Raw genomic sequence first — 14151 nt, forward strand, 5'->3', positions numbered from 1 at the left:
AGGGGGTGCGCTAGGTTCGCAGACTGGCGGGGACGGGCGAAAAGACCCGGGAGGGTCCGGGAACGCCCGGGAGGGCCCGGGAAGGCCCAGAACGGCACGGGAAGGTCAGGAAGGGTTCGGGGGCCGCGCGCCGGCCTCCACGGCTGCGGGAGCATGATGGCGGAGATCGCGTACATCGGCGGCTACACACCGGGCGGCACGCCGGGGACCGAGGGCACCGGCCCGGGGATCACCCTGATGGAGCCGGCCGGACTCACCCGGGTCGCGGAGACGCCCGCCCCGAGCCCGTCGTTCCTCGCCGCCCACCCCCGGCTGCCGGTCCTGTACGCGGTGGGCGAGGGGGAACCCGGCACGGTCGCCGTCTTCGCCCGTGCCGCCGACGGGACGCTCACCGAGACCGACCGGCGGCCCAGCGAGGGGAACACCCCCTGCCACCTGGCCGTCGACCCCTCCGGGACCCTGCTGTCGGTGGCCAACTACGGCGACGGCGTGGTCAGCGTGTACCCCATCGACGAGACCGGCGCCCTCGCCGCCCCCCAGGTCTTCCCGCACCGCGAGGACTCCCACGCCCACCAGTCCGTCTTCGGGCCCGACGGCGTGCTGTACGTCTCCGACCTGGGCACGGACGAGATCCGCCGCTACCTGGTCCCGGGCCCCGGCCGGGCCGGGGACCGGGTGACGCCGCACCCCGGCGGCCCGGTACGGCTGGCCGAGGGCATGGGCCCCCGGCACATGGCCCGGGTGGGGGAGCGCTGGTACGTCGCCGGGGAACTGGACGGCACGGTCCGCGCCTACGACGCCGGCGACGACGGCTGGCGGGAGGTCCGGGCCGTCCCGGCCGGCGCGGCCGATGGCGAGAACCACCCCTCGCACCTGGAGGCGTCCGGGGACGGGCGCTTCGTCTACGTCGCCAACCGGGGCCCCGACACGATCGCGGTGTTCTCCGTGCCCGACCTGGAACGGGTCGCCGAGGTGCCCTGCGGCGGCGCGTGGCCCCGGCATTTCGCCGTCGCCGGTGACCGGATGTACGTGGCCAACCAGCGGTCCGCGGGCGTGGCCGTACTGCCGATGAGGGACGGCGTCCCGGGGGACGCCGCGGGGGTGTTCGCCGTCGGCACGCCCTCGTGCGTCCTGCCGCTGTCCTGACCGGGTCCCGCCCCGGCACCCCGCCCGTCGCGGTGGTCCGGGACACCGGCCCCGTCCGCCACGGCCGTCCGGGACGCGGGGTCCGGGCCGCTCACCGGGCCCGTTCCGCCTCCGCGGCGGCCGTTCGGTCCTCGCGCCGGGTCCGTTCCGCCTCCGCGGCGGCCGCCCGGGTCCGCGTTCCGCCGCCGAAGCGCCAAGGACCGGTCAAGTCGCGGACGGGGCGCCCGGCGGGCGGCGATGATGCCGGGCATGTCTCGCGTGCCCTCGCATCTGGCGGTCACCCTGCTGGTGACCATGGCTCTGGTCATCGGGTGCGCGGCCGCCACCCGTCACCCCGCCGGCACCCTCGCGCCCTCCGGCTCCCGCTCCGCCGCGCCCGGTGACGCCCGCGGCGGGGACGCCGCCGCGGGGAACCCCGGGGCCGCCGGAGGCGCCACCGCCGCCGAGAACGCCAGGCCGGGCGACCCGCACTGGCGGCTGCGCCGCCTCGGGGCCGCGCACGAGATCGAGGGGTTCGCCGACCGGGTCAGCGTGCTGCCGGGGGAGAGGTTCCGGCTGTACGTCTCGACCACGGCCGACCACTACACCGCCACGGCCTTCCGGATGGGCTGGTACGGCGGAGCCGGCGCGCGGCGGGTGTGGCGGGTGGCCGGGCTGCCCGGCGTCCGGCAGCCTGCCCCGAAGGTCGTCGCCGCGACCCGCACGGTGACCGCCGACCACTGGAGGCCGGGACCGGAGGTGGACACCACCGGCTGGCCCGCGGGTTCCTACCTGATCCGCCTGGACGCCGCCACCGGAGGCGGCCGCTACGTCCCCGTCACCGTCAGGTCCGCCTCGGCGCGGGGGAGCATGGCGGTCGTCAACGCGGTCACCACCTGGCAGGCGTACAACTACTGGGGCGGCCGCAGCCTCTACGTCGGCCCCGGGGGTTTCGAGGAGCGTTCCCGGGCGGTCAGCTTCGACCGCCCCTACGACACCTCCGGCGCCCGGCTGTTCCTGGACATGGAGTACGACGCCATCGCCCTCGCCGAGCGCACCGGCGTCCCGCTCGCCTACCTCACCAGCGTGGACCTGGACGAGGACCCGCACGCCCTCGACGGCGCCCGGGGCCTGGTCTCCCTGGGGCACGACGAGTACTGGTCGCCGCGCATGCGCCGCGCCGTCGAGACCGCCCGCGACCGGGGCGTCAACATCGCCTTCCTCGGCGCCAACGCCGTCTACTGGCGGATCAGGTTCGCCGCGACGCGGCTGGGCCCCGGCCGGCTGGTCGTCTGCCACAAGGACGCCGCCGAGGACCCCCGCACCGACCTGTGGCGCGACCACCGCCCGGAGAGCTCGCTGACCGGGCCGATGTACGACTGCTATCCCGCCGAGGCCGCCTACGTGGTCCACCGCCCGGGGAGCTGGATCTTCCGGGGCACCGGCGTACGACGCGGCACCCGCTTCCCCGGCATGGCGGGGGTGGAGACCGACCGGATCGGCCGGGACGCGCCCCGCCCCATGGAGGTGCTGTCGGTCTCGCCCGTCGACTGCGGCGGGCGGTCCACGGTCGCGCACAGCGCCTACTACACCGCGCCGAGCGGCGCCGGGGTGTTCAACTCCGGCACGATGCGCTGGGTCTGCGCGCTGCGCGGCGCCCGCTGCGGGCACGGCGTCACCGGGCAGGCCAGGGCGTTCGTCCGCCGCAGCACGGTGAACATCCTGCGGGCCTTCGCCGCCGGTCCGGCCGGGCGCAGCCACCCGGCCGAGGACAACCTCGCCACGGTGGGCCTCGGCGCGCGCTGACCCTGCCCGGAGGGGTCCATGGCGGGGGCCCGTACGGGCGACGCCCGGAGGGCTCCGGGGCGGGGGCCGTACGGGCGACGGGCGGAGGAGCCCGCGGCGGCCCGTACGGCCGGTCCCCGGAGGCGCCGCGGCCGGATCGGGCCGGTCCCCGAGCGACATAGGGGTCGGCCCGGATCATGCGGCGGGGCCCGTGTCGCGCGGCCCGGATGGGGGAAGGTACCCCCTCGTTCCTCCCGGACCGCACCGGCCCGGCCCGGCGCCGCGGACACCCGGAAACGGGCCCGCCGGCGCACCGGCCAGGGGAGGTGCGGACATCGTCGAAGTCTCCTCCATTTGGTCTAGACCATTGGTCTTTCAGCAGGCAGAATGCGTGAAGTCGGCGCGGGAGACCCCGCCGGTCGTGTCACCCCATTCGGTTTGGCTGTCTTGTTTCGGAACCACCGGAGGATGCCATGCGTATCGGAGTGCTAACTGGGGGCGGCGACTGCCCCGGACTGAACGCCGTGATCCGCGCCGTCGTGCGCAAGGGTGTGGGCGTCTACGGACACGAGTTCGTCGGATTCTGCGACGGCTGGCGCGGCCCGCTCGAAGGTGAGACGGTGCCACTGGACATCCAGGCGGTCCGAGGCATCCTGCCACGCGGCGGGACCATCCTGGGCTCCTCCCGGACCAACCCCCTCAAGATCGAAGGCGGTGTCGAGAAGATCAAGGGCAACCTGGCCGAGGCCGGGGTCGACGCCCTGATCGCCATCGGCGGCGAGGACACCCTCGGCGTCGCCAAGCAGCTCTTCGACCAGGGCGTCAAGGTCGTCGGCGTGCCGAAGACCATCGACAACGACCTGAACGCCACCGACTACACCTTCGGGTTCGACACGGCCGTCAACATCGCCGTCGAGGCGATCGACCGGCTGCACACCACCGCCGAGTCCCACCACAGGGCGCTGATCTGCGAGGTGATGGGCCGCCACGCCGGGTGGATCGCCCTGCACGCGGGCATGGCGGGAGGCGCCAACGTCATCCTCATCCCGGAGAAGCCGTTCGACATCGACCGGGTCTGCGCCTACGTCGAGTCCCGCTTCCAGACCCGGTACGCGCCGATCATCGTGGTCGCCGAGGGCGCCCACCCGATCGAGGGACAGATGACCCTCCAGGCCGGCGAGCTCGACGCGTTCGGCCACGTCCGGCTGGGCGGCATCGGCGAGATGCTGGCCAAGGAGATCGAGAAGCGGACCGGCAAGGAGGCCCGCACCACCGTGCTCGGCCACATCCAGCGCGGCGGCACGCCCACGGCCTTCGACCGGGTCCTGGCCACCAGGTTCGGCCTGCAGGCCATCGACGCCGTCCACGACGGCGAGTTCGGCGTCATGGTGGCGCTCCGGGGCACCGACATCGTCCGGGCCGGTCTCGGCGAGGCCACCAAGGAGCTGAAGACGGTGCCGGTCGGACGCTACGAGGAGGCGGAGGTCTTCTTCGGCTGACGGGAGTCGCCGGGCCGGCCGACGGGAGTCGCCGGGTCTCTTGCCTACCGGCATAGATACAACAATGTATCTATGCCGGTAGGCTGTTTGTATGGCCGAACCCGCGAAGCGCCCCTCCGCCGCCCACACGGCGTACACGGTGACCAAGGAGCTGATCCTCTCCGGTGAGCTGCCCGGCGGCAGCCTCATCAGCGAGGGGGAGATCGCCGAGCGGGTGCGCGTGAGCAGGACGCCCGTCCGGGAGGCGTTCCTGCGCCTCGCGTCGGAGGAACTGCTGACGCTTCACCCCAAGCGCGGCGCGGTGGTGGTGCCGGTGCCGCCGGGAGAGGCGGCGGACGTGCTGGACCTGCGGCTGGCGCTCGAACGGTCCGCGGCGGAGCGCATCGCGCGCACCGGCCTGCCGGACGAGCACCACGAGAGGATGCGGGAGCTGCTGAGACGCCAGCGCGCCCTCGCCGAGACCGCCGACGTCGACCGGTTCGCCGAGGCCGACGAGTCGTTCCACCGTTGCATCGTCGAAGCGTCCGGGAACCGGTTGGCCGACCGGTTCTACGCCACCCTCGGCGACCGGCAGCGGCGCATGAGCATCTCCGCGCTGAGACCGCGACCGGAGCGGCTCTCCCTGCTGGCCGACGAGCACGAGGCCCTCCTCGGCCACCTCCGCGACGGCGACGCCGCCGCCTTCGCCTCGGCCCTGCTGAGCCACCTCACGGCGACGCACGGCTCGCCGTGGCCGTCCCGGGCGAGCGACGAAGCCCCGGCCACCCAACATTCCGTACGGCCTCAGCCGTATCCGACGAACGACGCGTAAGGTCCGACCCTCCCCATGCTCGAAACCCAGCAGGCCGTCCCGTCGCCTGCCGCCGCGCCCCGATCGGACTCCTGGCGGATCGTCGCCGCGGCGATGTTCGCCTGCGGCTGGGGCGGCAACCAGTTCACCCCGCTGCTGCTGATGTACCGCCGGCTGGGCGGCTACTCCGCGCTCAGCGTCGACGCCTTCCTCGGCGCGTACGTCGTCGGGCTCGTGCCGGGCCTCCTGCTCGCCGGGCCCGTCTCGGACCGGCGCGGGCGGCGCCCCGTGCTGGTGGCCGGCGCCGTCGCCTCGGCCGTCGCGAGCCTGGTGCTCTGCTTCGGCGGCCAGAGCGCCTGGGCCATCTACGCGGGCCGGCTGATCACCGGGGTCGCGGTCGGCACCGCCATGTCGGTGGGCAGCAGCTGGGTGAAGGAACTGTCGACCGGGGCGGACGGCGGGCTCGCCGCGCGCCGTGCCGCGCTGTGCCAGACGGCCGGATTCGCGCTCGGCGCGGGTGTCGCGGGCGCGCTGGCCCAGTGGGGGCCGTGGCCCATGGTGACCCCGTACGTCGTCCACCTTCTCCTCGCCGTGGCGATCCCCGTGCTGCTCCTGCGGGTGCCGGAGACCCGGCCGCCGCTCCCGCGCGCCACGGGTTCGGCCCGGGATCTCCTCGCGGCGCTCGCGAGCGACCTGCGCGTCCCCGCGCCGGCCCGCAGGCGGTTCCGGCTCGTGATCCTGCCGATGGCGCCGTGGGTGTTCGGCTCGGCCGGGCTGGCGTACGCGGTCATGCCCCAGCTGGTCGGCTTCCGCGTGGGGCACTGGGGGCTGGCGTACGCGACCGGCCTCACGGTGCTGACCCTGGGAGTGGGCGTGGCCGTGCAGCCGGTGGCCAAGAGGCTGCACGGCGAGGAGGGCGCCCGTACGGGACGGGCTCCGGTGGCGGCGATGGCGGTGATGCTCCTCGGCGCGGTGCTGTGCGCGGCGAACGCGCTGCTGCTGTCACCGTGGCTGGCGGCCGCCGCCGCGGTCGCCCTGGGAGCCGGCTACGGCATCGCGATGGTCTCCGGGCTGCAGGAGATACAGCGGATGGCCGGTGCGGACGACCTGGCCGGCCTGACCGGCGTCTACTACGCGCTCGCCTACTCGGGTTTCCTGCTCCCCACCGTGCTGGCCACCCTGGCGGGGTGGCTCTCCTACCCGGTCATGCTGACGGTGGTGGCCGTCGTGGCGCTGATCTGCCTGGGCCTCGTCGTGAACGGCGTCCGCGTCGCGGCGGCGGCGGTCCCGGCGCGAAGGTGACGGCGGTCCCGACGCGGGCGACGCGCGCGTCCGGACCGGACAACGCGTCCGTCCGGTATCCGTCCCCGAGTCGCCGGGGCGACGCGCGCCCGGGCCGGACAACGCCGTCCCCATCCCCGAAGTGACATGCGCGCCCGGGCCGGACAACGCCGTCCCCATCCCCGAAGTGACATGCGCGTCCGGGCCGGACGACGCCGTCGCCATTCCTCAAACGGCGGTAACTCCCGCCTTTCCGCTTCAGAAGCCGGGCGGAATCATTTCCCCCAGAACGTGGGAGCGGGCCGTGATGACCTACCCGGCCATTGCGTCCCGGGATCGTGGGAAATCTTCGCGGAGAAAGCCCGCCACCGAATGGGCGCTACATAGGGTGACCGAGTGATTTCTCTCGGTTTCCGGGTTGAATCGAAAGGTAATTCGTGCGGATCAATGCCTTTGCTTCGGTGTGATAAGCGCCGGACTTTCCGCGACTTACCGTGGGACTTGCGGTTCTGTGCCGCTCCGGCGCCGTCTTCGGCGCCGATTCCACGTCTCACTCAGCCCCGGGTGTCGGCCGGGCCGGCCCCGTACGACATGGAGTGATCTCCGATGACCAAGACGAAGAACGCGATAGCCGCCGGCGCGCTGCTGGCCTCCGCCCTCGCCGTCCCCGTGACGATGTCCGCCCAGCCGGCCAGTGCCGGAACCACCGTCGAGACCGCCTCCACGTCCGCCCTCGTCTCCGCGGCGACGCCCTGCTGGAAGAAGAGGAACCCTGAGAGGTGCTTCGCCCGCCGCGGTGGCGGTGGCGGTGGAGGCGGCGGTGGCGGAGGTGGTGGCGGCGGTGGCGGTGGCGGCGGCGGTGGCGGTGGCGGAGGTGGAGGCGGCGGTGGTGGCGGTGGCGGCGGCGCCAACGTCTCCAACACCAACACCAACATCAACACCGTCGGCGGTGGCGGCGGCGGTGGCGGCGGCGGCGGCGGTGGTGGCGGCGGCGGTGGTGGTGGTGGCGGAGGCGACTGATCCGCCCCGGTCGGCACCGATGCCGAAGAGTCGCTGAACGGTCGTGGCGCTCCTTTCCTCCCGTCCCGAGGGGCGCGCGGAAAAGGAGCGCCCGCACCGTGGAGCCGTTCCGCGTCCCAGGGCCGTTCCGCGCCCCGGAGCCCGCCTTTCGAAGTCGAACTTTCGGATCCCGCCTTTCTCGCCGGGTCTTCGCCGCGCCCTTCGCACCGGGATTTCCGTCCCGGTCCTTTCGGCCGGTCTTTTCGCTTCGGGACTTTCGTGTCGCGTGCGTCACGTGTCGCGTGCGTGCCGTGTCTCGTGTCCTCGTGCGGCGTATCCCCGCGCCGCTTTTTTCCGTGCCGGGTTCTCCTGCGCGGCGCTTTCCCGTGCCGTGCGGGCGGCCGATCCGGCCCGCCGCCCTGTGCCGTCCGCGCCCCCGGCGTCCTCCGTGCCCGCCGCCCGTGCCGCCTCGTGCCGTCCGCGCCCCCTTCGTGCCCGCCGCTGGGTGACCGCCGTTCCCGCCCCGTCCCCGCCCCCGGCCTCGCCCGTGTCCCGCCCGCGTGCCCGCCTGCCCGCCCCCGTCCTGTCTCCGTACCGCCTCCGTGCGGGCGCTGGTAGGTCATGACGGCGACTAAAGTGGCGAGGTCGAGCCATTGCCTTTACGCGGTACCACGCCAGACTTGGCCGTGCCCCTACATTCCCCTCGAAGCGCCACCGGAGGTTGCACCATGACCATGTCCGCCTTGGGCGAGCCCTGCGTGCTGCTCAAATTGGGCGAGGTCGTCCTCAAGGGGGACAACCGCGAGCTTTTCGAGCGGCAACTTCAGTCCAACATCAAGGCGGCGCTGAAGGGCTTCGGCCTGAAGCTGGACGTGCGCCAGCGACACGGCGTCATCGCGATCTTCCTGCCGGACGGCACCGGCGTCGAGGTCGCCGACGAGGTGGCCCGGCGGGTCGCCTGCGTCCCCGGCCTGGTCTGGGTCCACCGGGCCTGGCGGGTGGAGAAGGACCCCGGCGCGGTGACCAAGGCGGCGATCGAGCTGCTGGCCGACCGGGAGGACGTCAGGCGCGGCGTCTCCTTCGCCGTCCGCTCCCGCCGCCGCGACAAGCGCTTCCCGCTGACGTCCATGCAGCTCGACCGCACGGTCGGCGGGGAGATCAACGACATCTACGGCCTTCCGGTCGACCTGAAGAACCCCGGCCTGGTGGTCTCCATCGAGGTCGACCGCGACGAGGTGTTCGTCTTCACCGGCGGCCTGCCCGGCCAGGGCGGCCTGCCGGTCGGCGTCAGCGGTCGCGGCCTGGTCCTGATGTCCGGCGGCATCGACTCGCCCGTCGCGGCCTACCGGATGATGCGCCGCGGCCTGCGGGTCGACTTCCTGCACTTCTCCGGCATCCCGTTCACCACATCGGAGTCGATCTACAAGGCGTACGCGCTGGTGCGGGCGCTGGACAGGTTCCAGGGCAGGTCCCGGCTGTGGGTGGTGCCGTTCGGCAAGGCCCAGCAGTCGATCAAGGCGTCCGGGCAGGACCGCCTGGCGGTCATCGCCCAGCGGCGCCTGATGCTCAAGACGGGCGAGGAGGTCGCCCGCCGGCTCCGCGCCGGAGCGCTGATCACCGGCGACTCCCTCGGCCAGGTCTCCTCGCAGACCCTGCAGAACATCACCGCCCAGGACGACGCGGTGGACATGCCGATCCTGCGCCCGCTCATCGGCCTGGACAAGACGGAGATCATGGCCGAGGCCCGGCGCATCGGCACCCTGGAGATCTCCGAGCTCCCCGACGAGGACTGCTGCACCCTCCTGGCGCCCCGCCGGGCCGAGACCGCCGCGAAGATCGCCGATCTGAAGCAGATCGAGCGGCGGCTCGACGCCGAGGAGCTCGCAGTACAGCTCGCCGGCTCCCTCCAGGAGTACAAGATCGAGGACTGAGCCGGTCCGGCGAGGCGCGGGAGCGGGTGTCAGGCGGGCGTCAGCAGCTCGCCGGCGGCCGTCTTGCCCAGCAGCGCCGGGAACCGCCGCATGACGTCGGCCAGTTCGGCGAGGTCGCCGTCCACCAGTGCCTGGGGTCCGTCGCAGAGCGCCTGCTCCGGGTGCGGGTGGACGTCGACGATCACACCGTCGGCGCCGACCGCGACGGCGGCGCGGGTGAGCGGGAGCACCAGGTCGTGCCGGCCGCCGGAGTGGGACGGATCGACGATCACCGGCAGGTGCGACAGGCGCTGGGCGACCGGCACGGCCGAGACGTCCAGGGTGTTACGGGTGGCGGTCTCGAATGTGCGGATCCCGCGCTCGCACAGCACGACGTCCAGGTTGCCGCGCTGGGCGATGTACTCGGCCGCCATCAGCCACTCCTCGATGGTGGCGTTCATGCCGCGCTTGAGCATGACCGGCCTGCCCGACCCGCCGACCGCCTGCAGCAGGGCGAAGTTCTGCGCGTTGCGGGTGCCGACCTGGAGCATGTCGGCGTAGGAGGCGACCAGCTCGACGTCGTGGGCGTCGACGACCTCGGTCACCACCGGCAGGCCCGTCTCCTCGCGCACGTCGGCCAGGATGCGCAGGCCCGCCTCACCGAGGCCCTGGAAGGCGTAGGGGGAGGTGCGGGGCTTGTAGGCGCCGCCCCGCAGCAGGGTCGCGCCCGCCGCCTTCGCCATCTCGGCGGCCTGGAGGGTCTGCTCGGGCGTCTCCACCGCGCACGGCCCGGCGATGAGGGTCACCGTGCCGGGCCCGATGGGTACGCCGCCGACCCGGACCGTGGACCGCTCGGGGTGGTTCTCCCGGCTGACCAGCTTGTACGGCGTGCTCACCCGCATCACGTCAGCCACCCCGGGCATGGCGCGCAGGTCGAGGGCCTCGAACCGGGCGACGTCGCCCACCAGGCCGATGATCGTGCGGTTCACGCCCCGGCTGACGAACGCCTCGCCGCCGGTCGTGCCGATGATCTCCACGATCGCCTCGACGTCCGAGGGGTTCGCGCCGGGGCTCATGACGATGACCATGTCTCTCCTTGGTGGAAGTTCGCCGAAGACCGGCGGGAGATCCTCCGAAGGGCCCCGGGGAAAGCGAAAGGCCCCGGGTCCTTGGTGGACCCGGGGCCTTCGTTCGCCTGGATGTCAGCGCAGCATCCGGTGGCGATCGGTCCGACCTACGGGTCCGTCGCCATACCAAAACCAGAACGCGGTACGCATCGCGGGCAATACTAGCGCACGGCCGACGCCGGTCCGTCCCGTGAACCGCCGACGCCCTATGAACCGCCGACGGCCCGCGAACCGCGGCCCGCCCGTGACCACGCCGACCGCCCGCGAACCACGCCGCTCCGCCCCGTGAGCCGCCGCTCCGTGCCCCGGCGGCCGGTCCGCGCCGTGAGCGGCGGGAGGGGGCACCGGAACGGCGCCGGAGTCGCGGTGGCAGGATTACCCCGTGCCGTCGGGGAAGGCGAGGGGAATGATGGTGGAGCAGTCCGAACCTCCACGGGAGGAACCTCGCCTGCCTCCGGGACAGTACGTCCCCCGGGGCCGGCCGGTGATCCACTACGGCAGGGTGCCGACGTTCCGCCCGGCGACGTGGGAGTTCCAGGTCATGGGGGCGACGGCCTCCGGCGGGCAGCACCGGTTCACCTGGCCGCAGTTCTCCGAGCTGTCCCGCACCACGGTCCTCGCCGACTTCCACTGCGTCACCAAGTTCTCGATCATGGGCAACGAGTGGGGCGGGGTGGCCGCCACGACGCTGATGGAGCTGGCCCCGCCGGCGCCCGAGGCCAGGCACGTGATGATCTGGGCCGAGTACGGCTACAGCGCCAACGTGCGGATGGCCGACTTCACCCGCGACCACACGATCTTCGCGCTGGAGCTGGACGGAACACCCCTCTCCCCCGAGCGCGGCTTCCCGGTCCGGCTGGTCGTCCCCCACCTGTACGCGTGGAAGAGCGTCAAGTGGGTGCGGGCCGTGGAGTACATGGTCGAGGACCGGCGCGGCTTCTGGGAGGACCGCGGCTACCACAACGTCGCCGATCCCTGGAGCGAGCAGCGCTACTCGTATCAGGAGGAACCAGGCGAAGGCCCACCCTGATCCGGGTTTTCCCGTGTTGGGCCGTAATGGTTTGACTACGGTTTGCGCCATGTCGACCAGCGGCTGGGCGCTCCTGTGCGCCGCCAGTGTGCTCCTCGGGTTCGTCCTGTCCCGGTGGGCGGCCGCCCACCGGAAGCCGCAGGGGCCACCGGAGGAGGCGACCGAGGCGGCCGAGGCGGCTGAGGCCACCTTCGCCACCCTGCACGTCGCGGCCCGGGCGGCCCCGTCGCTGCGGACCGGCCTGAACCGCGGCTCCGCCCGCGAGGCCGTCCACCACCTGCGCGCCCTGCTGGGCGCCGACGCCGTCGCGGTGACCGACACCGAGGAGGTCCTCGCCTGGGACGGCCCGGCCGGCTGCCACCGCGGCCACGCGGTCCGGCACGCCCGCGCCGCGCTCGCCGCGGGCCGCCCGCTCACCGTGGCGGGGGACGTTGTGGCCTGCGGCACGCCGGGCTGCGCCGTACGGGGGCGGCGGTCGCGCCGCTGACGGTGGACGGCCGGGCGGTGGGCACGCTGGCCGCCTACGGCGCCGAGGCCGGCGAGCCGCTGGTCCGGACCGTCGCCGAGCTGGCCCGCTGGGTCTCCGGCCAGCTGGAGCTGGCCGAGCTGGACGCCTCCAGGCGGCGTGCGACGGAGGCGGAGACCCGGGCGCTGCGCGCGCAGATCTCCCCGCACTTCGTCTACAACTGCCTGACCACCATCGCCTCGTTCGTGCGCACCGACCCCGAGCACGCCCGTGAGCTGCTGGTCGACTTCGCCGACTTCACCCGGTACGCGCTGCGCAGCGGCGGCGACCTCACCACCCTGGCCGACGAACTGCACTGCGTGGACCGCTACCTGCAGCTGGAACACGCCAGGTTCGGCGACCGGCTCCGCTTCACCGTCGAGGTCGCCCCCGAGGTGCTGTCGGTGCCGGTCCCGTTCCTGTGCGTGCAGCCGCTGGTGGAGAACGCCATCAAGCACGGCACCGCCCTGTGCGGCGGCGCGGGGCGGGTGCGGGTGGTGGCCGTGGACGCCGGGCCCGAGGCCCACATCAGCGTGGCCGACGACGGCCTCGGGATGGACCCGGAGCGCGCCAGGACGCTCCTGGGCACCGAACCGGGCGACCGGAGGGACGGGGGCGGCATCGGCCTGTCCAACGTGGACGTGCGGCTCCGCCGCATCTACGGTGAGGACTACGGGCTGGTCCTGGAGACCGCGCCGGGCGCGGGGACGACCGTCCGGCTGCGCGTCCCCAAGCTCCTCCTCTGAGCCCCTCCCCTCCAATAGCTATTTGTAGTCATAGCATTACCTAAAGTTGACATGTCTCTTGCGGTGAGCGCGGTTCCAGAGCAGCGTGGGGGCATGCTGCGAGTCCTGGCCGTCGACGACGAGGTCCCCGCGCTGGAGGAGCTGGCCCACCTCCTGCGCCAGGACCCCCGCATCGAGCGCGTCTCCACCGCCGAGGGCGGGGTCACCGCGCTCCAGGACATGGTGCAGATGGTCGGCTCCGGAGAACGGCTCGACGGGGTGTTCCTCGACGTCCGGATGCCCGGCCTCGGCGGCTTCGACCTGGCCCGGCTCATCGGGGCCTTCCCCAACCCGCCCCGCCTGGTGTTCGTCACCGCCCACGAGGACTGCGCGCTCCAGGCGTTCGAGGTGGAGGCGGTCGACTACCTCCTCAAGCCGGTGCGGGCCGACCGGCTGGCCGAGGCCGTGCGCCGCCTGGAGTCCGCCGCGTCCCCGACGTCGCCCCAGGGGGAGCCGCACGCCGAGGACGTCATCCCGGTCGAGCTGGGCGGGCGGACCAGGTTCGTCGCCCGGCAGACCGTCCGGTTCGCCGAGGCCAAGGGCGACTACGTCCGGCTGCACACCGTGGACGGCGCCTATCTCGTACGGATGTCGCTGGCCGCGCTGGAGCGGCGCTGGGCCGCCTCCGGCTTCATCCGCGTCCACCGCAGCACGCTGGTGTCGGCGCGGCACGTCAGCGAGCTGCGCTTCGACGGCGGCCGGGTGGTGCTCCAGGTGGGCGAGGAGACCCTGCCGGTCAGCCGCCGCCACACCCGGCAGGTCCGCGAGCGGCTCGTCCGCCAGTTCCAGGACCGGCCGGTGCCCTCCGGCGCGGCCGGCGGATCATGAGTCCCGGACCCCGATGCTCATGTGTCTCATGGTGCGGACGGGGCTCATGGGGTCTCCGGCGACCGTTCGTCGTCTCCCGGGTGCCGCTCGTCGCGCCGGCACCCTCCGTACGGCGACAACTACGCGCCGCTGACCGCGCTGCGCGTGAACCCCGGCTCACCCGCGGGGGCGCCGCTCTACTGTTCTCACAACCGGAGAGCCGAAACCGCCGGGTCAGCGGGGGGGACGAGGGGCTGGAAGGCCCCTGACGTGGTCTGACGCGGCGGGATTCCGGGTGGCCGATTCCCGCGCCACCCGCGCCGGGCCCAGAGCTCGGGGGAGGGCCCGGCCGGCTCCGGTGCGACGGGACGCCCGTGCCGCCTCTGGCGGTGGGAAGCCGTGATCCGGTCCGCGGGGGCGGCCGGATCGCGGGAACGGGCGTCCCGCTCGGGCCCGCCGACCGGCGCGACCTGTCCGGCGGCGCGGGACCACCCGCGCCGCGGGGAAA

At 73.5% G+C, this 14151-nt stretch carries 12 protein-coding genes; 11 read left to right on the plus strand and 1 reads right to left on the minus strand.

Going from position 1 to position 14151, the window contains the following annotated elements:
* Positions 1-156 precede the first annotated feature (156 nt).
* From ACQP10_RS11750 to thiI, 7 genes are all read left to right on the plus strand, one after another.
* On the plus strand, positions 157-1146 hold the full coding sequence (locus ACQP10_RS11750) for a lactonase family protein (protein ID WP_433541350.1): 990 nt from the start codon (positions 157-159) through the stop codon (positions 1144-1146).
* A 249-nt stretch (positions 1147-1395) separates the two neighbouring features.
* Entirely contained in the window at positions 1396-2931 is a 1536-nt protein-coding gene (locus ACQP10_RS11755; protein ID WP_399499607.1) for a N,N-dimethylformamidase beta subunit family domain-containing protein, read from the plus strand.
* A 452-nt stretch (positions 2932-3383) separates the two neighbouring features.
* Positions 3384-4409 (plus strand): 6-phosphofructokinase, encoded by a 1026-nt coding sequence (locus ACQP10_RS11760; RefSeq protein WP_179818512.1) that lies wholly within the window; start codon positions 3384-3386, stop codon positions 4407-4409.
* A gap of 91 nt (positions 4410-4500) precedes the next feature.
* The gene (locus tag ACQP10_RS11765; RefSeq protein ID WP_346020389.1) at positions 4501-5220 is read left to right on the plus strand and encodes a GntR family transcriptional regulator; all 720 of its coding nucleotides are present in this window, start codon (positions 4501-4503) and stop codon (positions 5218-5220) included.
* Between the two features lie 15 nt (positions 5221-5235).
* Positions 5236-6501, plus strand: coding sequence for an MFS transporter (locus tag ACQP10_RS11770; RefSeq protein WP_346020388.1), 1266 nt, complete (start codon positions 5236-5238; stop codon positions 6499-6501).
* Between the two features lie 585 nt (positions 6502-7086).
* Complete coding sequence (locus ACQP10_RS11775; RefSeq protein ID WP_433541351.1) at positions 7087-7500, plus strand: hypothetical protein; 414 nt, start codon at positions 7087-7089, stop codon at positions 7498-7500.
* Positions 7501-8207: 707 nt separating this feature from the next.
* Positions 8208-9410 carry a tRNA uracil 4-sulfurtransferase ThiI gene (gene thiI, locus ACQP10_RS11780; protein ID WP_179818508.1) on the plus strand — a complete coding sequence of 401 codons (1203 nt, stop codon included), beginning with the start codon at positions 8208-8210 and terminating at the stop codon, positions 9408-9410.
* A 29-nt stretch (positions 9411-9439) separates the two neighbouring features.
* On the opposite strand, the gene aroF is transcribed toward thiI, so the two are convergent.
* Positions 9440-10477, minus strand: a complete 1038-nt coding sequence (gene aroF, locus ACQP10_RS11785; RefSeq protein ID WP_346020386.1) for a 3-deoxy-7-phosphoheptulonate synthase — start codon at positions 10475-10477, stop codon at positions 9440-9442.
* A 448-nt stretch (positions 10478-10925) separates the two neighbouring features.
* Between aroF and ACQP10_RS11790 the strand changes: the two genes are divergently transcribed.
* The 4 genes from ACQP10_RS11790 (at position 10926) to ACQP10_RS11805 (ending at position 13664) form a co-directional block, all read left to right on the plus strand.
* Positions 10926-11546, plus strand: a complete 621-nt coding sequence (locus ACQP10_RS11790; RefSeq protein WP_346020938.1) for a molybdopterin-dependent oxidoreductase — start codon at positions 10926-10928, stop codon at positions 11544-11546.
* A gap of 49 nt (positions 11547-11595) precedes the next feature.
* A complete protein-coding gene (locus tag ACQP10_RS11795; protein WP_433541352.1) occupies positions 11596-12033 on the plus strand; it encodes a hypothetical protein in 438 nt (145 codons plus the stop codon).
* A 17-nt stretch (positions 12034-12050) separates the two neighbouring features.
* A complete protein-coding gene (locus ACQP10_RS11800; RefSeq protein WP_433541353.1) occupies positions 12051-12797 on the plus strand; it encodes a sensor histidine kinase in 747 nt (248 codons plus the stop codon).
* A gap of 93 nt (positions 12798-12890) precedes the next feature.
* Positions 12891-13664 (plus strand): LytR/AlgR family response regulator transcription factor, encoded by a 774-nt coding sequence (locus ACQP10_RS11805; RefSeq protein ID WP_433541354.1) that lies wholly within the window; start codon positions 12891-12893, stop codon positions 13662-13664.
* Positions 13665-14151: the final 487 nt, after the last annotated feature.

Source organism: Streptosporangium sandarakinum, assembly GCF_050942225.1.
GTDB lineage: Bacteria > Actinomycetota > Actinomycetes > Streptosporangiales > Streptosporangiaceae > Streptosporangium > Streptosporangium nondiastaticum.